The organism is Azovibrio restrictus DSM 23866 (assembly GCF_000429665.1).
GTDB lineage: Bacteria > Pseudomonadota > Gammaproteobacteria > Burkholderiales > Rhodocyclaceae > Azovibrio > Azovibrio restrictus.
In genome coordinates, this window is record NZ_AUCH01000004.1 from 52,775 (window position 1) to 72,309 (window position 19,535).

Annotated in this window: 23 protein-coding genes and 3 tRNA genes; 17 read left to right on the top strand and 9 right to left on the bottom strand. The window is 64.1% G+C overall.

All coding sequences use genetic code 11. From position 1 onward, the window contains the following. Positions 1–15: 15 nt before the first annotated feature. The gene (locus G474_RS0105275) at positions 16–219 is read left to right on the top strand and encodes a SlyX family protein (RefSeq protein WP_026686070.1); all 204 of its coding nucleotides are present in this window, start codon (positions 16–18) and stop codon (positions 217–219) included. On the opposite strand, the gene G474_RS0105280 is transcribed toward G474_RS0105275, so the two are convergent. From G474_RS0105280 to G474_RS0105290, 3 genes are all read right to left on the bottom strand, one after another. Then, positions 213–1,553 (bottom strand): HD-GYP domain-containing protein, encoded by a 1,341-nt coding sequence (locus G474_RS0105280; RefSeq protein ID WP_026686071.1) that lies wholly within the window; start codon positions 1,551–1,553, stop codon positions 213–215. The two genes, G474_RS0105275 and G474_RS0105280, sit on opposite strands and share 7 nt — an antisense overlap. Before the next feature lie 72 nt (positions 1,554–1,625). After that, complete coding sequence (locus G474_RS19625; protein ID WP_051281901.1) at positions 1,626–2,363, bottom strand: hypothetical protein; 738 nt, start codon at positions 2,361–2,363, stop codon at positions 1,626–1,628. A 25-nt stretch (positions 2,364–2,388) separates the two neighbouring features. Then, positions 2,389–4,182 carry an N-acetylglutaminylglutamine amidotransferase gene (locus G474_RS0105290; RefSeq protein WP_026686072.1) on the bottom strand — a complete coding sequence of 598 codons (1,794 nt, stop codon included), beginning with the start codon at positions 4,180–4,182 and terminating at the stop codon, positions 2,389–2,391. A 164-nt stretch (positions 4,183–4,346) separates the two neighbouring features. Between G474_RS0105290 and G474_RS0105295 the strand changes: the two genes are divergently transcribed. The 11 genes from G474_RS0105295 to G474_RS0105345 all read left to right on the top strand — a co-directional run bounded on the left by G474_RS0105295 (position 4,347) and on the right by G474_RS0105345 (position 12,335). Continuing rightward, positions 4,347–4,423, top strand: a tRNA-Val gene (locus tag G474_RS0105295). Between the two features lie 168 nt (positions 4,424–4,591). After that, positions 4,592–6,511, top strand: coding sequence for a threonine--tRNA ligase (gene thrS / locus G474_RS0105300; RefSeq protein WP_026686073.1), 1,920 nt, complete (start codon positions 4,592–4,594; stop codon positions 6,509–6,511). 3 nt (positions 6,512–6,514) lie between these two features. Beyond that, positions 6,515–7,108 carry a translation initiation factor IF-3 gene (gene infC / locus G474_RS19630; protein ID WP_281171705.1) on the top strand — a complete coding sequence of 198 codons (594 nt, stop codon included), beginning with the start codon at positions 6,515–6,517 and terminating at the stop codon, positions 7,106–7,108. A gap of 105 nt (positions 7,109–7,213) precedes the next feature. Next, a complete protein-coding gene (gene rpmI / locus G474_RS0105310; RefSeq protein ID WP_026686074.1) occupies positions 7,214–7,411 on the top strand; it encodes a 50S ribosomal protein L35 in 198 nt (65 codons plus the stop codon). Between the two features lie 11 nt (positions 7,412–7,422). Next, positions 7,423–7,782 (top strand): 50S ribosomal protein L20, encoded by a 360-nt coding sequence (gene rplT, locus G474_RS0105315; protein WP_026686075.1) that lies wholly within the window; start codon positions 7,423–7,425, stop codon positions 7,780–7,782. A 60-nt stretch (positions 7,783–7,842) separates the two neighbouring features. Next, positions 7,843–8,889: a phenylalanine--tRNA ligase subunit alpha gene (gene pheS / locus G474_RS0105320; protein WP_026686076.1), complete on the top strand. Its 1,047-nt coding sequence runs from the start codon at positions 7,843–7,845 to the stop codon at positions 8,887–8,889. Between the two features lie 52 nt (positions 8,890–8,941). Further along, positions 8,942–11,317, top strand: a complete 2,376-nt coding sequence (gene pheT, locus G474_RS0105325; protein WP_026686077.1) for a phenylalanine--tRNA ligase subunit beta — start codon at positions 8,942–8,944, stop codon at positions 11,315–11,317. Between the two features lie 17 nt (positions 11,318–11,334). Beyond that, positions 11,335–11,637: an integration host factor subunit alpha gene (locus tag G474_RS0105330; protein WP_026686078.1), complete on the top strand. Its 303-nt coding sequence runs from the start codon at positions 11,335–11,337 to the stop codon at positions 11,635–11,637. Beyond that, entirely contained in the window at positions 11,621–12,013 is a 393-nt protein-coding gene (locus G474_RS0105335) for a MerR family transcriptional regulator (RefSeq protein WP_026686079.1), read from the top strand. Before G474_RS0105330 ends, G474_RS0105335 begins: the two co-directional genes overlap by 17 nt. Before the next feature lie 85 nt (positions 12,014–12,098). After that, positions 12,099–12,175 (top strand) — tRNA-Arg (locus G474_RS0105340). 83 nt (positions 12,176–12,258) lie between these two features. Continuing rightward, positions 12,259–12,335, top strand: a tRNA-Arg gene (locus tag G474_RS0105345). Between the two features lie 154 nt (positions 12,336–12,489). Here G474_RS0105345 and G474_RS19635 read toward each other — a convergent pair. Continuing rightward, positions 12,490–13,443, bottom strand: a complete 954-nt coding sequence (locus G474_RS19635; protein WP_084513574.1) for a LysR family transcriptional regulator — start codon at positions 13,441–13,443, stop codon at positions 12,490–12,492. Positions 13,444–13,536: 93 nt separating this feature from the next. On the opposite strand from G474_RS19635, the gene G474_RS0105355 reads away from it, so the two are divergent. Next, complete coding sequence (locus G474_RS0105355; protein ID WP_026686080.1) at positions 13,537–14,286, top strand: TSUP family transporter; 750 nt, start codon at positions 13,537–13,539, stop codon at positions 14,284–14,286. 136 nt (positions 14,287–14,422) lie between these two features. After that, the gene (locus G474_RS19640) at positions 14,423–14,908 is read left to right on the top strand and encodes a hypothetical protein (protein WP_051281903.1); all 486 of its coding nucleotides are present in this window, start codon (positions 14,423–14,425) and stop codon (positions 14,906–14,908) included. A 10-nt stretch (positions 14,909–14,918) separates the two neighbouring features. Here G474_RS19640 and G474_RS0105365 read toward each other — a convergent pair whose 3' ends face one another. From G474_RS0105365 to G474_RS0105375, 3 genes are read right to left on the bottom strand one after another with little or no spacing between them, the layout of a single operon-like run. Continuing rightward, the gene (locus G474_RS0105365) at positions 14,919–15,389 is read right to left on the bottom strand and encodes a CreA family protein (protein WP_026686081.1); all 471 of its coding nucleotides are present in this window, start codon (positions 15,387–15,389) and stop codon (positions 14,919–14,921) included. A 15-nt stretch (positions 15,390–15,404) separates the two neighbouring features. Continuing rightward, positions 15,405–16,040, bottom strand: a complete 636-nt coding sequence (locus tag G474_RS0105370) for an arylesterase (RefSeq protein WP_043463331.1) — start codon at positions 16,038–16,040, stop codon at positions 15,405–15,407. Between the two features lie 3 nt (positions 16,041–16,043). After that, positions 16,044–16,256, bottom strand: a complete 213-nt coding sequence (locus G474_RS0105375) for a hypothetical protein (protein WP_026686083.1) — start codon at positions 16,254–16,256, stop codon at positions 16,044–16,046. 148 nt (positions 16,257–16,404) lie between these two features. Between G474_RS0105375 and G474_RS0105380 the strand changes: the two genes are divergently transcribed. Further along, complete coding sequence (locus G474_RS0105380; RefSeq protein ID WP_026686084.1) at positions 16,405–16,683, top strand: HU family DNA-binding protein; 279 nt, start codon at positions 16,405–16,407, stop codon at positions 16,681–16,683. Positions 16,684–16,775: 92 nt separating this feature from the next. Here G474_RS0105380 and dinB read toward each other — a convergent pair whose 3' ends face one another. Continuing rightward, entirely contained in the window at positions 16,776–17,924 is a 1,149-nt protein-coding gene (gene dinB, locus G474_RS0105385; protein WP_026686085.1) for a DNA polymerase IV, read from the bottom strand. 314 nt (positions 17,925–18,238) lie between these two features. Between dinB and G474_RS0105390 the strand changes: the two genes are divergently transcribed. Both G474_RS0105390 and G474_RS19645 read left to right on the top strand, forming a co-directional pair. Next, on the top strand, positions 18,239–18,460 hold the full coding sequence (locus tag G474_RS0105390) for a hypothetical protein (RefSeq protein WP_026686086.1): 222 nt from the start codon (positions 18,239–18,241) through the stop codon (positions 18,458–18,460). A gap of 92 nt (positions 18,461–18,552) precedes the next feature. Further along, positions 18,553–19,113, top strand: a complete 561-nt coding sequence (locus G474_RS19645; protein ID WP_156919153.1) for a Rieske (2Fe-2S) protein — start codon at positions 18,553–18,555, stop codon at positions 19,111–19,113. Positions 19,114–19,126: 13 nt separating this feature from the next. Here the strand turns inward: G474_RS19645 and G474_RS23145 are convergent, their stop codons facing one another. Beyond that, positions 19,127–19,465 (bottom strand): hypothetical protein, encoded by a 339-nt coding sequence (locus G474_RS23145; RefSeq protein ID WP_026686087.1) that lies wholly within the window; start codon positions 19,463–19,465, stop codon positions 19,127–19,129. Positions 19,466–19,535 lie beyond the last annotated feature (70 nt).

Genomic DNA, 19,535 nt, shown 5'->3' on the forward strand with positions numbered 1-19,535 from the left:
CAAGGATGTTGCCCCATGGAAGAACGCATTACCGATCTGGAAATCAAGTTCAGCTTTGCCCAGGATCTGCTGGAAACCCTGAACACCACGGTCTATCGCCAGCAACAGCAGATCGACTTGCTGGTGCAGGAACTCAAGGCTCTGCGCCTGCAGATGCAGAGCATGGCGCCGGCCCAGGGTGGGCGTAACCTGGCGGACGAAATCCCGCCCCACTACTGAGGCGGGTGGTCGGGTTCCAGCGTTGCCTTGAGGGCGGAAAAGCAGCGGGGATCGATGGCGCTTCCCAGGTTTTCCGCCATGATCTCCAGGGTCTGATCTACGGGGATGGCGCCCCGGTAAGGCCGGGCGGCGGTGATTGCATCGAAGATGTCGGCCGTGGTGATGATGCGGGTTTCCAAACAGATGGCCTCGGCCGCCAGCCCCCGGGGGTAGCCTTTGCCATCCAGGCGTTCATGATGGGCCCCTGCCACCCGGGCCAGCTCCCCGAAGGCGCCGATGCGCGCCAGGATGGCTTCCGTATAGGCCGCGTGCTGTTGGACCGCGCGCCATTCGGCGGCATCGAGCTTGCCCGGCTTGTCCAGCACCGCGTTGCTTACCCCCAGCTTGCCGATGTCGTGCAGCAGGGCCGCCCGGCGCAGCCAGCGCCGCCGCTCGGGGGAGAGGCCCAACTGGATAGCAATCCGGTCCGTGTACTCGGCTACCCGGGCGCTGTGTCCGGCGGTGTAGGGGCTTTTCGAGTCCACCACCTGGCCGAAGGCTGCGGCAATTTCGTCCAGGTAATCATCATCCAGGGGAACCTCGAACAGGCCGGGCTCCAGGGCAAACAGGGCCTGGGGCAGGCTGGGATCGGTCAGCATGGACCAGAACTCACTATCCCCGGCCAGGGTCTCACAGGCTTCCACCAGCCGGGGATCGAACCAGCTGGCGCTGCGCTGGCGGATTTCCTGCAGGGCCGCCTGGGGGCCGCCGGAATGGTGAAAGACATCCATCACCTGGGCCAGTAGAGCGATCCGGGCGTAAATGGGAATGGCGCTTCCGGCCAGCCCTTCGGGGAGGCCCCGGCCGTCCCAGTGCTCGTCCAGGCTGTGGATGCCCCGGGCCACGGCTTCCGGAAAGCGCAGGGTGCGGGCAATGTCCGCGCCTCTCTGGCAGCGGGTCTGGATCAGTTCGGTGGCCAGTTCCTGGCTATGGCTCATGGCCGAGAACAGGGCGCTGAAGCGCTGTGCCAGCCCGGCCTGCAATCCCGTGTGGCGCAGGATGAAATCCAGGGCCTGGGGCAGGCTGTCGCCCAACTGTTTGTAATCCCGCTTGAAGCTGAGGTCGTCGGTGAGGTAGAGCTGGCAGATTCGCGCCGCGTTGCTGCTGCAGCCCAGGTCCTTGAGTAGCAGGGTGTAGTAGAGCTCCCAGAGCTGCTTTTCCTCCAGGCCCACGCGGCGCCCCAGGTGCATGCCGATCCAGCAGCAGCGGACGCAGTGGCCTTCGGGTTGTCCCTCGGTGATGTCCAGGGCGTAACTCAGGGCCCCCATCAGTTCGGCGAGTTTGAGCTTGGGCATGGGCGGGTTCTCCTGGAGGGCGCGCTCCTCGGACAATCCGCTTGCCGCCGCGTTCCCGGATTGCCGTTGGTCTCAGTTCCGTAGCCGCACCGGTGCGGCGATCCAGGCGATGCTGCCCAGTACCATCAGGGCAATGCCCAGCCACTGCAGTTTGTGCCAGGGGCCGCCGCCCTGTTTCAGGATGGTGAATTCCTCCAGGAACACGGTTTCACAGGCCCCGTTGCCCGTGTCGCTGCGGGTGGTGCTGGTGCCGCGCCGGAACGGGGTGCCGTGTTCATGGGAATACTCGGCCAGGTAGCCACGGAAATGGATCTGGTCGCCCACCCGGGTGTTCTTGATGCGCCGGATCAGTTCCGGATCGTCGCTGAGCAGGTGGTTGTTGGAGATGGCGGTCTGGTCGAAGGCCTGGTAAACCTCGTTGGAGTCGGTTTGGAAGTAGCAGGTGAACTGGCCGCTGGAGAAGGAAACCTGGCCGTAGCTGGCGTTGTTCAGGTTGTCGCCCCAGAGCACGCACAGGTCGGCCACGTTGAGGCGGTCATTCCATTCCTTGTGCAGGTAGTCCCACCAGGTATCGCTGTCGTGGCGGCTGACCACCAGGCCCCACAGCTCGTAGCGGTACAGGGGCTGGATCCGGTAGTTGATCTGGCCGACGCTGCGCTCGAAGGCCGGCATGGTGACGGCCTTCTGCAGGGGCTCTTCCTGCAGGGCCGGTTGCAGCAGCCCCGGGGCCGGCAGTTCGTGCTTCTTCCACAGGGCGGCCAGCAGGAGGCAGAGGCCGGCGACGAACAGCAGTTTGGCTAAGCGGTGCATGGGGCGTGTCTTGAGAAGAGTGGTTTCAGGAATTTCCGGCTGGGTCTACCACGGCCTGGAGCCAGTATTCCAGGGCGGCCAGGTGCCACAGCTTGTTGCCCTGCAGGGGGGTGAAGTGGCCCATGGGGTCGGCCAGCAGGCGATCCACGTAACTCCGGTCGTACAGGCCCCGCTGGCGGCAGCTGGGGGATTCCAGCACCTCCCGGATGAACTCGAAGAATCCCCCGCGCAGGTATTTGAGGGCCGGGGTGGGGAAATAGCCCTTGGGCCGGTCGATCACTTCGTCCGGCAGCAGGCCCCGGGCCAGGTGCTTGAGGGGGTACTTGCCGCCTTCCCGGAGGCGCAGGGCAGGGGGCAGGCTCATGGCGGTTTCCACCAGCTCCCGGTCCAGGAAGGGGACCCGGGCTTCCAGGCCCCAGGCCATGGTCATGTTGTCCACCCGCTTCACCGGGTCGTCCACGATCAAGGTGGTGGCGTCCAGGCGCAGAACCTGGTCCAGGAAAGTGTCGGCGCCGGGTTCCCCGAGGCGGGCGGCCACCAGGGCCGAGGCATGATCGGCGGTGGCCCAGGCGGGCGCCATCATGGACTGGTATTCCGCCTGGCTGCGGTCGAAGTAATGGCGGGAGAAGCGCTCCAGCGGGGAAAGTTGCGGAGATTCCGCGTCCATCACCGGATACCAGTAATAGCCGCCGAACACCTCGTCGGCTCCCTGGCCGGAGAGCACGGCCTTCACTTCCTTCTTCACCTCCCGGGCGAGCAGGTAGAAGGCCACGTTGTCCTGGCTGAACATGGGTTCGGCCATGGCGGCAATGGCTTCCGGCAGCTTCTCCAGCACTTCCCGGTCAGGCATCAGGTAGCGCTGGTGGCGGGTGCCGAAATGCCGGGCCACCAGGTCGGAGTAGTGGAACTCGTCCCCCTTTTCTTCCGGCTGGTCGTGAAAGCCGATGGAGAAGGTGAAGATGTCCTGCTGGCCCAGTTCGGCCAGCAGCCCCACCAGCAGGCTGGAATCCACGCCGCCGGATAGCAGCACCCCCACGGGGACGTCGGCGGCCAGGTGCTGGCGTGCCACGGCCGCCTTCAGCCGCTCCCGAACCTGAAGCAGGTAGGAGGCGGTATCAGGTTCTGGGTCCGGGCGCCGGGCTTCCAGGTGCCAGTAGGCCTGTTCCCGGGACTGGTTCCGGACATCGATGCTCAGGCGGGTGGCGGGGGGGAGCTTCCTCACGTCACGCAGCACGGTGTGGGGGGCGGGCACCGAGCCGTGCAGGGTGAATTGCAGCTGCAGGCCAGCGGGGTCCAGCTCCCGGGAGATGTCACCACCGGCCAGCAGGGCCGGCAGACTGGAGGCAAAACGCAGGCGGCGGCCGTTGCGGCTCAGGTACAGGGGTTTGATGCCGAACCGGTCCCGGGCCAGGAACAGGGTGTGTTGGTGCAGATCCCAGAGGGCGAAGGCGAACATGCCGTCCAGCCGTTCCAGGCAGGCCTCGCCCCAGGCATGGTAGGCCTTGAGGATCACCTCGGTGTCGCCGTCGGAGAAGAAGTGGTAGCCGAGTCCCAGCAGTTCCCGGCGCAATTCCCTGTAGTTGTAGATGGTGCCGTTGAAGACCAGGGCTAGTCCCAGCTCCGCGTCGTGCATGGGCTGGTCGGAGTTTTCCGAAAGATCGATGATGGCCAGGCGCCGGTGTCCCAGGGCCAGGGGGCCGTCGGAGAAGCTGCCGCCATGGTCGGGGCCGCGCCGCTGCATGGCATCCATCATCCGCCCCAGGGCCGGCAGGTCCGCCGTCTGGCCGTCGAAGCGCAGTTCTCCACAAATGCCGCACATGTTCTTGTTCCTGTTGTTGTCCGGCGCTGCCGGTGTTGGGGGGGCAATGCCGGAATTCTAAAGGTGAGGCGGCCTTTCCGGGAGGGTGGAAGGCCGTTGCGGCAGAGAATGGCGATCAGGTGTTGACTTCGGTTTTTTGCTCCGTATAATGCGGCCTTCGCTTTAGGCGCGTAGCTCAGCTGGTTAGAGCACCACCTTGACATGGTGGGGGTCGTTGGTTCGAGTCCAATCGCGCCTACCAATTTAAAGACGGAGCAGCTTGTGATGTTTTTCCGAACTACCACTACCACAGTTCAGAAACGCTAAGCGAGTTCGCATTCGTCCTGGTAGTACCCAAAAAAAGTGCGGCTCAGCCGCACTTTTTTTTTGCCCGACAAATTAGCCCCGACAATTCCTGGAGCGCCAGATCATGCCTGATATCAAGTTGCCCGATGGTTCCATTCGATCCTTTCCCGGCCCCGTGACCGTGGCCGAAGTGGCGGCCAGCATCGGCACAGGTCTGGCCAAGGCCGCCCTGGCCGGCCGGGTGGATGGCAAACTGGTCGATACCTCCTTCTCCATCGCCCAGGACGCCGCCCTGGCCATCATCACCGACAAGGATGTGGAGGGGCTGGAGGTCATTCGCCACTCCACGGCCCACCTGCTGGCCTATGCGGTCAAGGAGCTGTTCCCCGACGCCCAGGTGACCATCGGGCCCGTCATCGAAAACGGCTTCTACTACGACTTTGCCTACAAGCGCCCCTTCACCCCGGAGGACCTGGCCGCCATCGAAAAGAAGATGGCCGAGCTGGTCAAGCAAGACATTCCCGTGAGTCGTGAAGTCTGGTCCCGGGATGAGGCCGTCAAGTTCTTCCTGGAGCAGGGGGAAAAGTACAAGGCCGAGCTGATCGAGGCCATTCCCGCCGACCAGGAGGTCTCCCTGTACCGGGAGGGCAATTTCATCGACCTTTGCCGCGGCCCCCACGTGCCTTCCACGGGCAAGCTCAAGGTCTTCAAGCTGATGAAGGTGGCCGGCGCCTACTGGCGCGGCGACTCCAGGAACGAGATGCTGCAGCGCATTTACGGTACCGCCTGGGCCAAGAAGGACGAGCTGGAAGCCTACCTGCACATGCTCGAAGAGGCGGAAAAGCGCGACCACCGCAAGCTGGGGCAGCGCCTGGACCTGTTCCACTTCCAGGAAGAGGCCCCGGGTTCCGTGTTCTGGCACCCCAAGGGCTGGTTCCTGTTCCAGAAGCTGATCGCCTACATGCGCGACTGTCAGGAGAAGGCCGGCTACGTGGAAGTGAATACCCCCGACGTGATGGACCGCAGCCTCTGGGAAATTTCCGGGCACTGGTTCAATTACCGGGAAAACATGTTCACCACCCAGACCGAAGATGAGCGGGTGTTTGCCCTGAAGCCCATGAACTGCCCTGGTGCCGTCTCCATGTACGCCCAGGGCATCAAGAGCTACCGGGACCTGCCCCTGCGCATGGCTGAATTCGGCAAGGTGCACCGCTACGAACCCTCGGGGGCCCTGCACGGCCTGCTGCGGGTGCGCCACTTCACCCAGGACGACGCCCATATCTTCTGTACCGAAGAGCAGATGGAAGCCGAGTGCCGGGATGTGGTGAAGCTGATCTTCGAAATCTACAAGGATTTCGGTTTCGAGAACGTGCGGGTCAAGCTCTCCACCCGGCCCGAGAACCGCATCGGTTCCGACGAGACCTGGGACAAGCTCGAAGGCGCCCTGGCCCAGGCCCTGGAGCACATGGGGGTGGAGTACACCCTGTTCCCGGGTGAAGGGGCTTTCTACGGGCCCAAGCTGGAGTTCGTGCTGCGCGACGCCATCGGCCGGGACTGGCAGTGCGGCACCCTGCAGGTGGACATGAATCTGCCCGAGCGTTTCGACATCAATTACGTGGCTTCCGACAACACCCACAAGCGGCCGGTCATGCTGCACCGGGCCCTGTTCGGTTCCCTGGAGCGTTTTGTCGGCATCCTCATCGAGCACTACGTGGGTGCCTTCCCCCTGTGGCTGGCACCGGTCCAGGCTGTCGTCATGAGTATTTCCGAACACCAGGCCGAATACGCCGCCGATGTGGTGAAAAAGCTGCGCCAGGCGGGTCTCAGGGCCGAGGCGGATTTGCGTAACGAGAAAATTACCTATAAAATCCGCGAACATAGTATGAACCGACTGCCCTATCTGCTCATCGTGGGTGACAAGGAAAAGGCAGGAAATCTGGTTGCCGTGCGTACTCGCAGTGGTCAGGACCTGGGGCAGATCAGCCTGGATGACCTGATTGCACAGCTTCAGAAAGAAGCTGCAGTGCGGGGGAGCACGGCATAGTTTTTGTCTGTTTTCAGGAGTCTAACCATCGCTCTGAACAAGTCGCATCGCCTCAACGAAGAAATCAATGTGCCGGAAGTCCGGCTGATTGGAGAAGAAGGCGAACAATTGGGGGTCGTGAGTTCCAGGCAGGCCATGCATCTGGCTGAAGAAGCCGGTCTGGACCTAGTGGAAATTGCACCGCTGGCTCAGCCGCCGGTCTGCCGGATCATGGATTACGGCAAGTTCAAGTACCAGGAGGCCAAGAAGGCCCACGAGGCGAAGCTCAAGCAGAAGCAGGTCCAGGTGAAGGAGATCAAGCTCCGCCCCGGGACTGATGAAAACGACTACCAGATCAAACTCAGGAACATGATCCGTTTCCTGGACGAGGAGGACAAGGTCAAGGTGACCCTGCGCTTCCGGGGCCGTGAAATGGCCCACCAGGAGTTCGGCATGCGCCAGCTGGAGCGGATCAAGGCCGACCTGGAGCCCTATGGCCAGGTGGAGCAGATGCCCAAGATGGAAGGGCGGCAGATGATCATGATCATCGCGCCGGCCAAGAAGAAGCTGGAAAAGGCTGAAAAGCCGGCAGGCAAGCCTGCCGAGCAGGCCGAGTAAGAAATTCGGATGGACCGCTTCGGCGGTCCTCCATAAAAAGTGACGTCGGGTAGTGCAAGCGTCTCCGCAGGAGGCCACCTGGCGCCACGACATTAGGAGCTAACCATGCCCAAAATGAAGACCAAGAGCAGCGCCAAAAAGCGCTTCACGGTCCGTGCTGGCGGTACCATCAAGCGCGGTCAGGCGTTCAAGCGCCACATCCTCACCAAGAAGACCACCAAGTGCAAGCGTCAACTGCGCGGTGTTACCGGTATTCACGAGCGTGACGTGGCTTCTGTCCGCGCCATGATGCCCTACGCGTAAGGAGATAGAACATGCCGAGAGTCAAACGTGGTGTAACGGCGCGCGCGCGTCACAAGAAGGTTCTGGACCAGGCCAAGGGTTACCGCGGTCGTCGCAAGAACGTATACCGCATCGCCAAGCAGGCGGTGATGAAGGCCGGTCAATATGCCTACCGTGACCGCCGTCAAAGGAAGCGCCAGTTCCGCGCCCTGTGGATCGCCCGTATCAACGCGGCTTCCCGGGAACTGGGCATGAAGTACAGCACCTTCATGAATGGTCTGAAGAAGGCCAACATCGAAGTGGACCGCAAGGTTCTGGCCGATCTGGCCGTGTTCGACAAGGCCGCCTTTGCTGCCCTGGCCGCCCAGGCCAAGGCCCAGCTCAGCGCCTGAGCGAAAGCTGCTTAAAGGAAGGAGGCGCAAGCCTCCTTTTTTCATTTCAGGGTGTGACCCATGCAAGATCTCGATCTCATCGTCCGCGAAGCAGAAGCTGCCTTCGCCGCTATCAATGACCCGGATGCCCTGGAGCAGGTGAAAGCCCGCTACCTGGGCAAGAGCGGTCAGATTACCGAATTGCTCAAGGGCCTGGGCAAGCTGCCGCCGGAAGAAAAGAAGACTGCCGGCGCCGCCATCAACCAGGCCAAGGTCGCCGTCGAGGCTGCCCTGAACACTCGCCGGGAAGACATCCGGCGCGCTGCCCTGGAAGCCCGTCTGGCCGAAGAGGCCCTGGACGTGACCCTGCCCGGGCGCGGCGAGGGCAGGGGAGGCCTGCATCCGGTCACCCGCACCCTGGAACGCATCGAGACCCTGTTCCGCTCCATCGGTTTTTCCGTGGCCGACGGCCCGGAGATCGAGGAAGACTTCTTCAATTTCACCGCCCTCAACACCCCCGAGGAGCATCCGGCCCGCTCCATGCACGACACCTTCTATCTGCTCGACGAGCAGGGCAAGGTGGCCGAGAACGTGCTGCTGCGCACCCACACCAGCCCCATCCAGGCCCGCTACATGCAGGCCCATGTGGCCAAATACGCCGGCCAGGCGAGCATGCCGGAAATCCGCATCATCGCCCCGGGGCGCGTGTACCGGGTTGATTCCGACGCCACCCACTCGCCCATGTTCCACCAGGTGGAAGGCCTCTGGGTGGGTGAGGACGTGTCGTTTGCCGACCTGAAGGGGGTGATTGCCGATTTCCTCAAGAGTTTCTTCGAGACGGACGATCTGCAGGTGCGTTTCCGCCCCTCCTTCTTCCCGTTCACCGAGCCCTCCGCCGAGATCGACGTGGCCTTCATGAGCGGCGCCCTGAAGGGCCGCTGGCTGGAAATCGCCGGCTGCGGCATGGTGCATCCCAACGTGCTGGCCCATGCGGGCATCGACGCGGAGCGCTACACCGGCTTCGCCTTCGGCTTCGGTCCCGACCGCCTGACCATGCTGCGCTACGGCGTGAACGACCTGCGTCTGTTCTTCGAAGGCGACCTGCGCTTCCTGCGCCAGTTCGTCTGATCTGCCCCCGAGTTCTGCTGCGCAACCTTAGACCCAATACCACGAGCGTCCCATGAAATTCTCCGAATCCTGGCTGAGAACCTTCGTCAATCCCGCCCTGTCCAGCGCCGAGCTTTCCCATCTCCTGACCATGGCCGGTCTGGAAGTGGAAGAGCTGGACCCGGTGGCCCCCGCCTTTGACCAGGTGGTGGTGGCCCAGGTGCTGGAAGTGGTCAAGCACCCGGATGCGGACCGCCTCAATGTCTGCCAGGTAGACATTGGTAGCGGCACCCCCCAGCAGATCGTCTGCGGCGCCCCCAACGTGGCCCCCGGCCTCAAGGTGCCCTGCGCCCTGCCCGGGGCGAAGCTGCCCGGGGATTTCAAGATCAAGGTAGCCAAGGTGCGCGGCATCGAATCGAGCGGCATGCTCTGCTCGGCCAAGGAGCTGGGCATTGCCGAGGACGCCTCCGGTCTCCTGGTGCTGCCCGCCGACGCCCCCGTGGGCAACAGCATCCGCAGCTATCTGGACCTGGACGACCAGCTCTACACCCTGAAGCTCACCCCCAACCGGGCCGACTGTCTCTCCCTTACCGGCATCGCCCGGGAAGTGGCCGCCCTGACCGGCACCCCTGCCACCTATCCGGCTATCCAGAGCGCTCCCGTGAGCGCCGGCGCCAGCCGTGCGGTGCTCCTGGAAGCCAGCCTGGCCTGCCCCCGCTATTGCGGCCGGGTGATCAGCGGCGTGAATGCCAAGGCCGCCACGCCCGATTGGATGCGCCGCCGCCTGGAGCGCAGCGGCCTGCGCAGCATCTCCGCCCTGGTGGACGTGACCAACTACGTGCTCCTGGAACTGGGGCAGCCCCTGCATGCCTTCGACAACGCCAAGCTGAACGGCACCGTGCGGGCCCGCATGGCCGGGGCTGGTGAGCAGTTGAAGCTCCTCAACGAACAGAGCGTCATCCTGGCCGAAGACGTGCTGGTGATCGCCGATGACAGCCAGGCCCTGGCCATGGCCGGGATCATGGGCGGCGAAGCCAGCAGCGTCACCCTGGAGACCACGGAAATCTTCCTGGAATCCGCCTTCTTCGCGCCCAAGGCCATCGCCGGCCGGGCCCGTCGCTACAACTTCTCCAGCGATTCCTCCCACCGCTTCGAGCGGGGCGTGGACTTCGGTAACACCCTGAACGCCCTGGAGCGGGCCACCGCCCTGGTCCTGGAAATCTGCGGCGGCCAGGCCGGCCCAGTCACCGAAGCCCTGGCTCAGCTGCCCGAACACCAGCCCGTGCGCCTGCGTACCGCCCGGGTGAAGAAGGTGCTGGGTGTGGCTTTCAGCGCCGATGAGATCGCCGCCCTGCTGGACCGCCTGGCCCTGCCGTTCAGCCGGGAAGGGGAGGACTTCATCATCACCCCGCCCAGCTATCGCTTCGACATCGAGATCGAAGAGGACCTGATCGAGGAAGTGGCCCGCCTGCACGGCTACGACAACATTCCCGCCCCGGCCCCCGTGGGCAAGCTGGCCATGCTGCCCCAGGGCGAGGACCAGCGTCCCCTGTTCCGGGTGCGCCAGCAGATGGCCGACCGGGGTTTCCAGGAGGTGGTCAATTTCGCCTTCGTCCAGGAAGCCTGGGAACAGGATTTCGCCGCCAATACCAACCCGATCCGGCTCGCCAACCCCATTGCCAGCCAACTGGCGGTGATGCGCTCCAGCCTGATCGGTGGCCTGGTGGAAAACCTGGCCACTAACCTGAAGCGCAAGCAGTCCCGGGTACGCCTGTTCGAGCAGGGCCGCTGCTTCCTGCGCGATGCCGGCGCCGCCCCCGTGCCCGGCTACTACCAGCCCTGGCGCCTGGCCGCCCTGGCCTACGGCACTGCCCAGCCCGAGGGCTGGGGCACTGATGGCCGCAAGGTGGATTACTTCGACCTGAAGGGCGACCTGGAAGCCCTGCTGGCTCCGGCTCAGCTCAGCTTCGCCCGCCTCCACCATCCCGCCCTGCATCCGGGCCGGTCCGCCAGTGTCAGCCTGGACGGCCAGGTGATCGGCTATATCGGCGAACTGCATCCGGAGTGGGTGCAGAAATACGATCTGCCCAGCGCCCCGGTGCTCTTCGAGATCGAACTGGAAGCAGCAAGCCGGGCCCGTCTGCCAGCCTATGTGGAGGTCTCCAAGTTCCAGCCCGTCATCCGCGACCTGGCCATTGTGGTGGATCAGCAACTGCCTCTGCAGGACCTGTTGGCGGGCATGAAAAAGGGCGCCCAATCCCTGGTCCAGGACATCCAGTTGTTCGATGTTTACCAGGGCAAGGGAGTCCCCGAAGGGAAAAAAAGTCTTGCTTTTCGTATAGTTATGCAAGATACTCAACGGACTTTGCTAGATGCGGAGATCGACGCCGCACTGGCCCAGATCACCGCTTATCTAGAACAAAACTTTGCGGCCCAGTTGCGGGCATGATCCCCAGTCCGACCATGATGACCCTCACCAAAGCCGAACTGGCCGATCTTCTGTTTGAACAGGTCGGCCTGAACAAACGCGAAGCCAAGGACATGGTGGAAGCGTTCTTCGAAGAAATCCGTAATGCCCTGGAACGGGGCGAAGGCGTCAAGCTTTCCGGCTTCGGCAACTTCCAGTTGCGCGACAAGCCCCAGCGCCCCGGGCGCAATCCCAAGACGGGCGAGGAAATTCCCATCACCGCCCGTCGTGTCGTCACCTTTCATGCCAGCCAGAAGTTGAAGGCCGAGGTGGAGCAATCCTTCGATGGAAGCCAAGCCTAAAAACCCGGGTGGGGAGGAACTGCCTCCCATCCCGGCCAAGCGCTATTTCACCATCGGTGAAGTCAGCGAGCTGTGCGGCGTCAAGCCCCACGTGCTGCGTTACTGGGAGCAGGAGTTCACCCAGCTGAAGCCGGTCAAGCGGCGCGGCAACCGGCGCTACTACCAGCATCACGAAGTGCTGCTGGTGCGGCGCATCCGGGAACTCCTTTACAGCCAGGGCTTCACCATCAGCGGGGCCCGCAACCGCCTGGATGAGGGCGCCATGGCGGCGGCCGAGCCGGCGGAAAGCCGGGCCCTGAGCATGGGCCAGATCCGTGCCGAGCTGCAGTCCATCCTGGCCCTGCTGGGTGGACCGAGCGTGGGCAGCAACGGCTGACCCGGGTTTCGGGAAAGTAAAAAAACATCCAGAAAAGGCTTGGCAATCCAGGCCTTTTTCAATAGAATACGCGCTCTTTTGCAGCGCGCCCGTAGCTCAGTTGGATAGAGTACTTGGCTACGAACCAAGGGGTCGGGCGTTCGAATCGCTCCGGGCGCGCCATTTGAAAGAGAAAGTCCAGGTTGAGAAATCTGGCAATAATCGGGAAAACTGGTTTTTTCCGGTGTTTCACCAAGTTTTGCAGCGCGCCCGTAGCTCAGTTGGATAGAGTACTTGGCTACGAACCAAGGGGTCGGGCGTTCGAATCGCTCCGGGCGCGCCATCAAAACATGAAGAAGGGCACTCCTTTTACGGGATGTGCCCTTTTTTCATTTCCGTTTCCGGCAAGTCGCCGGGGTCCAACGGCGCGATATGGCCCGGTTTTCCACCTGTTTGGGCATGGCCGGAAGGTGCTCGGGCTTTCTGTCGCTAGGTTTTCAGCCTCCGGCCCGCAAATCCTCGGCAGTTGCTAGGTCTTTCCCCTGGGTTTCCCTGTTTTGCCCATGGCGGCCATGTTCCATCAGCAGTTCCGCAAAGGCCTGGGCCAGGGGATGGGCTTGTTGGGGGAGCACCAGGGCGCGTTGAGCCAGGGCGTCCGGGTCTGCCAGGGGGATCGGGGTAATGCCGGTCTGGCGCAGGTTGAGCATGGAGGCTGGGACCACGGCGATGCCGAAACCGGCGGCCACCAGGTCGAGCATGGAGGTCTTGCGGCTGATGACCCGGGCTGTGGCCGGGACGAAGCCCCGTTGCAGGCAGAGGTCGGTGACCCGCCGGGCCAGGCCGCCCCGCTCCCGGTGCACGGCGGCCACGAAGGCCTGTTCCCGTAGTTCGGCGATGCCGAGCTGGGAGCGTCCGGCCAGGGGGTGTCCGTCCGGGAGCAGGACCCACAGCCGCTCTGCTTCCAGTTCCCGAAGTTGCACCCGGGGTTCCCGGCCCAGCACCGGCAGGCGGATCACGCCCAGGTCAGCCCGGCCTTCCGCCACTTCCTGCAATTGCAGTTCCGAGGCAACCCGGTCCAGGTGGATGCGGGCGCCGGGGCTCTGTTCGAGAAACGCCTGGATCGCCGGCATCAGGCTGCCCACCGGGGTGGAGCTGGAATGCAGCAGGCGCAGCACCCCGGCCTTGCCCTGGGCCAGCTGGGCCCCGGCTTCGGCGGCGGCCATCAGCTGTTCCTGGATCTGGCCGACCCGCTCCCGGTAGAGCTGGCCGGCGGCAGTCAGGCTGACGCCCCGGGCTTCGCGCTGGAACAGGGGGAAGCCCAGTTCCGTTTCCATCAGGGCGATCTGCCGGCTCAGGGCCGGCTGGGCGATGAACAGGGCCGCCGCAGCCTGGGTGAAGCCTCCCAGCTCGGCGACGCTGAGGAAGTAACGGATCTGTTTCAGGGTTGGCATGCTGAAAAGGTATGGATGCCTGACTAATTCGATATTTGTTTTATACCTTGGCCCTTCGGAGAATCCCAGCTCTTTCTGCCGGAGCGGTCTGCCATGTTTTCCTCCTTTCCTCCCCTCGTCTTTCTCGACTGGTTGCCCACCTGGCTGGCCCTGGTGCTGGCCTACGGGGTTTTCACCCTGGTGGGTTTCGGTTCTGCCCTGGTGGCCAGCGGCCCCCTGGCCCAGGTGATGCCGGTGGCCCGGGTGATTCCCTTGCTGGCCTTGCTGGATTTTTCCGGCTCTGCCCTGCGGGGCTTCCGGGCCCGTCGGGCGGTGGCCTGGGGGCCTTTCGCCCGCTTGTTCCCGGGCATGTTGCTGGGCCAGCTCCTGGGGGTACTGCTGCTCTCCCGTCTGCCGGGCCGGCTGATGGCGCTGGCCCTGGGGGGCTTCGTGATCTGGCAGGGCATCCAGGGACTGCGCCGGGCCGCCGCCAGCCCCTGGAGCGGCCGTCCGGCCTTCTGGCATGGGCTGCTGGGGGGCGTGCTGGGGGGCTTGTTCGGCAGCGGCGGGTTCGTCTATGCGGCCTATTTGCAGCGTCACCTGGAATCCCGGGAGGCCTTCCGGGCCACCCAGGCCGTGCTGATCGGCTTATCCACCGCCTGGCGCCTGCTGCTCTGCCTGGTCTGGGGGCTCCTGGACCTGGCTTTGCTGCAGACTGCCCTACTGTGCCTGCCGGCCATGGCCCTGGGGGTGTTCCTGGGGCACCAGGTGGATCTGCGCCTGGGGCGGGAGCAGTTGTTCCGCCTGCTGCACGGCTTGCTGGTGGTGAGTGGCTCGGCTTTGATCTGGAGGCAGTTCGCCTGAGCCGGGTGCTTTCCGTTCCAGTGGTTCTGGCGGTTCTCCTGCCTGTTTCGACAGGGGAAAATGACGCGGGCCTATGCTATCGTGCAGCTATCGGCGGCCCGTTGCCTGGTGCAGGCTGCCCATCTGGAGAGAGAGCATGTCGGAAACGAATATCGAGGCCTGGGACAATTTCCTGTTCCTGCTGGACTGGCTGCTGGCCGTGGAGTCCCGTTACCCGGGGCATCTGCAGTTCGGGCTGGCCTATGTGGATTATGAGAGTCCCCGGGTGCTGGGGGAGGCCTTCGGGGCCCGGCGGGCGGCCATGAAGCTGGATGAGGTCTCCCATTCCCTGCGCCGCCTGTTCCGCAAGAGCGACCTGGTGGCCAGGGACGGTAGCGATGTCTGGATTCTGGTGCCCTATACCCCGGCTGACGAATCCCTGGCAGACAAGATTGCCTACATCGTGGAGGCGGCCTCCCAAGGAGGCTTGCAGATCATCGAGCGGGACATCGTGCTGTTTTCCCTGCCCCTGGAAGCCGGGCAGGTGCCGCCGGGGCTTGCGGCCCGGGATCTGCTGGCCTACCTGAAGAACAATCGTGAGGCCCTGGCCCTCAGGGAAGTGGTGCTGCCCGCCGTGGCTTGAGGCGGGGCGCTCAGCGGCTGCCCCAGGGCATCACCGGCACCGTGGAGATGCTGTTGGCCGGGGCTCCCTCGATCAGCTTGCGGCTGATGGCCAGATACACCAGGGTCTGGTTCGGGGCATCCCAGAGGCGCACCACCCGGGTCTCCTTGAACAGAATGGAGGTGTCCTCGGAGAACACCGTCTCCTGCCGGGCCAGCTTGGGGGGCAGGGTGATGGGGCCGGTCTGGCGGCAGGCCAGGGAAAACTGGGAAGGGTCCTGGGCCAGCCCCAGGGAACCGGCCACGCCGCCGGTGCGGGCCTGGCTCACATGGCAGGTGACGCCCGGCACCTGGGGGTCCTTGAACGCTTCCACGCACACCTTGTGATTGGCCCCCACCAGCTTCCAGGCGGTGGTGACGCAGCCCACCTCATCGGCCTGGGCCGGGGGCAGGAGCAGCAGGCCCAGGAGGGCGGCGGCGAGTCGGGGCAGGGGCGTGTTCATGGGCATCTTCCTCGTTCAGGGGGCGGCCAGCAGCCCCAGGCTTTGAAGACCCTGGGCCAGGCCGTCGGCCAGGGCCGCGTAACCGGCGGCATTGGGGTGGATCTGGTCGGCACGCCACTCGGGCCGGCCCAGGACTTCGGAAAGCACCTCCGCCACCAGGGGCACCTGTTCCTCGCCGGCCAGCTCGGCATAAATGGGGGCATCCCCGGGGCGGCTCGCCACCAGGGCCATCAGGGAAAGCTCGGGGACGGCCACCAGCACCGCCTGGGCGCCCTGGGCCCGGATCAGCTGCAGAATGCGGCGCAGGTCTTCCTTCACCTGGGCCTGGGGACGGCGGCGCAGGAAATCGTTGCCCCCCAGCTCCACGATCACCAGGGCCGGCCGGTGCTGTTCCAGCAGGTCCGGCAAGCGCTGCAGGGCCCCGGCCGTCGTGTCGCCGGGAACGCCGGCGTTCTCGATCTGCCAGCCCGTCCGGGCGGCCAGCAGGCTGGGCCAGTCCTCTCCGGGGCTGGCGCCGGTGCCGTGGGTGATGCTGTCCCCCAGAGCCAGCACCTTGCTCCCCGGCGGCATGGCCTTGCCCCCGGGCTTGGGGGAGCAGGCCGCCAGCAAGGGCAGGGCGGCAAGGCCGAACAGGCAGGCGCGGCGCCGCATGGGCTAAAACAGGGAAGGTTGCATGGGGGCCAGGTTTTCCCGTTTCACCGTCAGGCGTACGGGCACCCCCTTGCGGCCTATGGCTTCCACCACCATGCGTCCGGCAGAAGCCTCGGCAATGACGCGGACATTGCGCACCTGGCCCTTCTGGGAACGGCCTGAAAATGCCACCAGGGTACCGGCGTCGGGGAACCAGGGAGTGCGGGAACGGGACATGGGAAGCGGGATACACGCAATTCGGGAGCCCCAAGGCTACCTGCACAAGGCCAAAATATATAGCTGTATAAAATCACAGTGACTAGGCAATTTCCTCCATAGGTGGATAATCGCGTCTCCGAATTCTTTTACACAGGAACTACACACCATGAACAAAACCGAACTGATCGAAGCTCTGGCCTCCAAGTGCAACCTGTCCAAGGCCTCTGCCGGCAACGCCATCGACGGCCTGGTGGACATCATCACCGAAGCCCTGGCCAAGGGTGACAGCGTCAGCCTGATCGGTTTTGGTACCTTCTCCGTGGGTGAGCGTGCTGCCCGTACCGGCCGCAATCCCCAGACCGGTGCCGAACTGAAGATCGCCGCCTCCAAGGCAGCCAAGTTCTCCGCCGGTGCCAAGCTGAAGGCTGCCGTCAACGGCAAGTAATCGGCCGACCGGCCCCCAGGGGCCGGCCTGCGACCTCAGTGGTCCCTGTGAAAACCCGGTCTCTGGACCGGGTTTTTACTTGCCGGAGCCTCTTAAAAAGGCAGCTTTCCCTGCCTTTCCTCCGTTTCCTCAGACTCCTGCCCCTGGGGCACCAGGGCGCCGCAGCGCACCCCCAGCAGGCGGATCTTCCTTTCCAGGGGCACCCGCTTCAGACACTCCCCTGCCGCCCGCCGTATGGCCGCCGCGTCCCCCACCGCCACCGGCAGGGTCACATCCCGGGTCACCGCCTGGAAATCCTCGTAACGCAGCTTGATTCCTATGGTGCGGCTCAGGTAACCCTTTCTGGCCAGATCCGCCGCCACCCGCTCGCACAGGGCGGTGAACTGGCGCGACAGCTCGGGCCGGTCCTGGCGCACATGCAGGTCCCGCTCGAAGGTGGTTTCCCGGCTGATGGACTTGGGCTCCCGGCTGGTCACCACCGGGCTGTGATCCACCCCGTGGGCCGCCCGATGCAGCCAGGCCCCGGTGCCAGCGCCGAAGTGGCGCACCAGGAAATCCTCCGGCGTGGCCGCCAGGGCACCGATGCTGTCTATGCCCAGCCGCTCCAGCCTGGCCGCTGCCTTGGGGCCGATGCCGTTGATCTTCCGGGGCGCCAGGGGCCAGATGCGGGTGGGAATATCCGCCGCCTCCAGCAGGGTGATGCCGTCCGGCTTGTCCAGGTCGGAACATATCTTGGCCAGCAGCTTGTTGGGCGCCACCCCCACGGAACAGCTGAGCCCCGTGGCTTCCAGCACCGCGCCCTTGAGGCGTTGCACCAGGGGCAGGGTGGGTTCCGGGTGATCCGTGAGGTCCAGGTAGATTTCATCTATGCCCCGGTCCTCGATGGTGGGGGCAATGGCTGCCACAGCCGCCTTGAAGCGGCGCGAATAATCCCGATAGGCCTCGAACTGGGCCGGCAGCAGGATGGCCTCCGGGGCCAGCTGGGCCGACTTCATCAGCCCCATGCCGGAAAACACCCCCAGGGCCCGGGCCTCGTAGGTGGACGTGGTCACCACCCCCCGCCCGGCGTAATCCCTGAGGCGGGCAAAACGCCGGCTGCCGTCGGCCAGGGTCTCCGGCGCATGCACCCGGGCCCCGCCCACCACCACCGCCTGACCCTGCAGCTCGGGGTAGAAACGCAGCTCCACCGAAGCGAAGAAGGCGTCCATGTCCAGGTGGGCGATGCGGCGATTACTGTTCATTCGTACAGTATATCGGGCTTGGCGGGGTGAATCGAGCCGCTACAATGGGCCCTACCCAGGACAAACGCCCGCCGCCATGTGGAAACCGCAGCACCGATCCGGCCAGCTCCCCCTATCCCTCGGAGAAACCTCCGCTCCCTTGGAGGGTCGGCTGCCGACGGCCCATGGGCTTGCAGGTTCGGAGCCATGAAGGGGGCACGGCATCTGGCGTGGGGGCTGGATCATCTGGGGGGGCTGGTGCTGCTGGCCCTGTTGGCCGTCTCCTGTTCCTGGCCCTGCGGCCCGCCTGGGTTGCCGCAAGGATACAGCCCGCCATGGACATGGAGCAGGTCATCCAGATCGTGGGGAAGGCGCCGAGCGCAAGTCATGGGGCCGAAGCCTTCTGCTCCCGCTATTCTGCATACCCGCTTCCGGAAGCCTGCCCGCCCCGGGAAGGGCGGCGCGTCCATATCTGGCAGCTTGGCATCGACACGGTGCTGTTCGTGCTGGTGGATGAACAGGGGCGGGTTGTGGCCAGCGGGATTTTTGATACCTGAGCCTGTGCGTTTTGATGGGAGCTGGCAGCAGACATTCTGTGCTCTCATATGGCATGCTGCCTTATCCGTTCGCTATTTCATCCTGAGGCAACATGTCGCTACGTAATCTGCTGAAAGCTGGTGTTTTGGCAATGCTGATGCTGTTGTTCCTGGGGACTTTTCTGGTGCTTTTCAGGTCTATGGAACCCACGGATGTAAACATCAGGAGGCATGTCCTGCTGGTTGATCTGGACCAGATACCAGTGGGAACGGCAAAAAGGGTGGATAGTGCCAAAGGACCTGTTTTCATCGTTCATCGGGCGCCAGCAGATTTGCTGGAGTTGGAACGGTTATCCAGCCAAGTACGCGATCCCTTGTCCCGGGCGAGTCACCAGCCCCCATATGCTAGAAATATCCACCGCTCCATCAAACCTGAATGGTTTGTTGCCAACGGGGGGAACCTAAGGGGGCTTCCTGTGCGTTATGAGTTGCTGCCGTTTCCTGGCCCTGAGGGGTGGTCTGGAGGATTCTATGACCCCTACGACGGCGCCATGTTTGATAAGGCCGGACGGGTGTTTTCATCAGGCCATCCGCTCCAAGAGAATCTGTATGTTCCCGAGTATGAGTTCCTGACGGTGAACTCCTTGGCCATCTATCCGTTTGGGCGTCCGTAACCGTCCCTTTTTGCTACGGTTCCAGGCGTCGATTGGCCTCCAGCTGTCGCCACTCCTGCCATTCGGCAAAGCGTTGCTCCAGCACCGGCCTGACCCGTTCATAGTTCTTCCAGCTGTCCTCCACGTGGTAGGTGCTGGGGTACTCGAAACCGTTCGCTTCCGCATGCTGGTTGAAGATACGGCAGTAATCATCCAGGTAGCTGCTGAACGCCTGACGAAGTGCTGAAAAGGGGGCCGCATCCGGGGCTGCCCGGGCAGCCGGCAGCTTTCCCGTGGCTGTGCTTGCATGCGGGAGGGGGCCGCCCACCTGCAACTGTCTGCCAGCCAGGGAGGCCGGCCCGCCCCATGCCATTCGATTGACTTCGGGCGCGCACCCCATACAATCGTCCGCAGCCCACCTGCGTGCAGCACTACCAGCTGTC

Bases quoted from the DNA above. Each gene is read 5' to 3' on its own strand.
- pheS (WP_026686076.1), top strand. From the start codon at position 7,843: ATGCAAGATCTCGATCTCATCGTCCGCGAAGCAGAAGCTGCCTTCGCC.
- rpmI (WP_026686074.1), top strand. From the start codon at position 7,214: ATGCCCAAAATGAAGACCAAGAGCAGCGCCAAAAAGCGCTTCACGGTC.
- G474_RS0105355 (WP_026686080.1), top strand. From the start codon at position 13,537: ATGTTTTCCTCCTTTCCTCCCCTCGTCTTTCTCGACTGGTTGCCCACC.
- G474_RS0105370 (WP_043463331.1), bottom strand. From the start codon at position 16,040: ATGCGGCGCCGCGCCTGCCTGTTCGGCCTTGCCGCCCTGCCCTTGCTG.
- G474_RS0105390 (WP_026686086.1), top strand. From the start codon at position 18,239: ATGGACATGGAGCAGGTCATCCAGATCGTGGGGAAGGCGCCGAGCGCA.
- G474_RS0105280 (WP_026686071.1), bottom strand. From the start codon at position 1,553: ATGCCCAAGCTCAAACTCGCCGAACTGATGGGGGCCCTGAGTTACGCC.
- G474_RS0105275 (WP_026686070.1), top strand. From the start codon at position 16: ATGGAAGAACGCATTACCGATCTGGAAATCAAGTTCAGCTTTGCCCAG.
- G474_RS19640 (WP_051281903.1), top strand. From the start codon at position 14,423: ATGTCGGAAACGAATATCGAGGCCTGGGACAATTTCCTGTTCCTGCTG.
- rplT (WP_026686075.1), top strand. From the start codon at position 7,423: ATGCCGAGAGTCAAACGTGGTGTAACGGCGCGCGCGCGTCACAAGAAG.
- G474_RS0105365 (WP_026686081.1), bottom strand. From the start codon at position 15,389: ATGAACACGCCCCTGCCCCGACTCGCCGCCGCCCTCCTGGGCCTGCTG.
- G474_RS19645 (WP_156919153.1), top strand. From the start codon at position 18,553: ATGTCGCTACGTAATCTGCTGAAAGCTGGTGTTTTGGCAATGCTGATG.
- G474_RS0105375 (WP_026686083.1), bottom strand. From the start codon at position 16,256: ATGTCCCGTTCCCGCACTCCCTGGTTCCCCGACGCCGGTACCCTGGTG.
- G474_RS19635 (WP_084513574.1), bottom strand. From the start codon at position 13,443: ATGCCAACCCTGAAACAGATCCGTTACTTCCTCAGCGTCGCCGAGCTG.
- thrS (WP_026686073.1), top strand. From the start codon at position 4,592: ATGCCTGATATCAAGTTGCCCGATGGTTCCATTCGATCCTTTCCCGGC.
- G474_RS19625 (WP_051281901.1), bottom strand. From the start codon at position 2,363: ATGCACCGCTTAGCCAAACTGCTGTTCGTCGCCGGCCTCTGCCTCCTG.
- G474_RS0105380 (WP_026686084.1), top strand. From the start codon at position 16,405: ATGAACAAAACCGAACTGATCGAAGCTCTGGCCTCCAAGTGCAACCTG.
- dinB (WP_026686085.1), bottom strand. From the start codon at position 17,924: ATGAACAGTAATCGCCGCATCGCCCACCTGGACATGGACGCCTTCTTC.
- G474_RS0105330 (WP_026686078.1), top strand. From the start codon at position 11,335: ATGACCCTCACCAAAGCCGAACTGGCCGATCTTCTGTTTGAACAGGTC.
- G474_RS0105290 (WP_026686072.1), bottom strand. From the start codon at position 4,182: ATGTGCGGCATTTGTGGAGAACTGCGCTTCGACGGCCAGACGGCGGAC.
- pheT (WP_026686077.1), top strand. From the start codon at position 8,942: ATGAAATTCTCCGAATCCTGGCTGAGAACCTTCGTCAATCCCGCCCTG.
- G474_RS0105335 (WP_026686079.1), top strand. From the start codon at position 11,621: ATGGAAGCCAAGCCTAAAAACCCGGGTGGGGAGGAACTGCCTCCCATC.
- G474_RS23145 (WP_026686087.1), bottom strand. From the start codon at position 19,465: ATGGCATGGGGCGGGCCGGCCTCCCTGGCTGGCAGACAGTTGCAGGTG.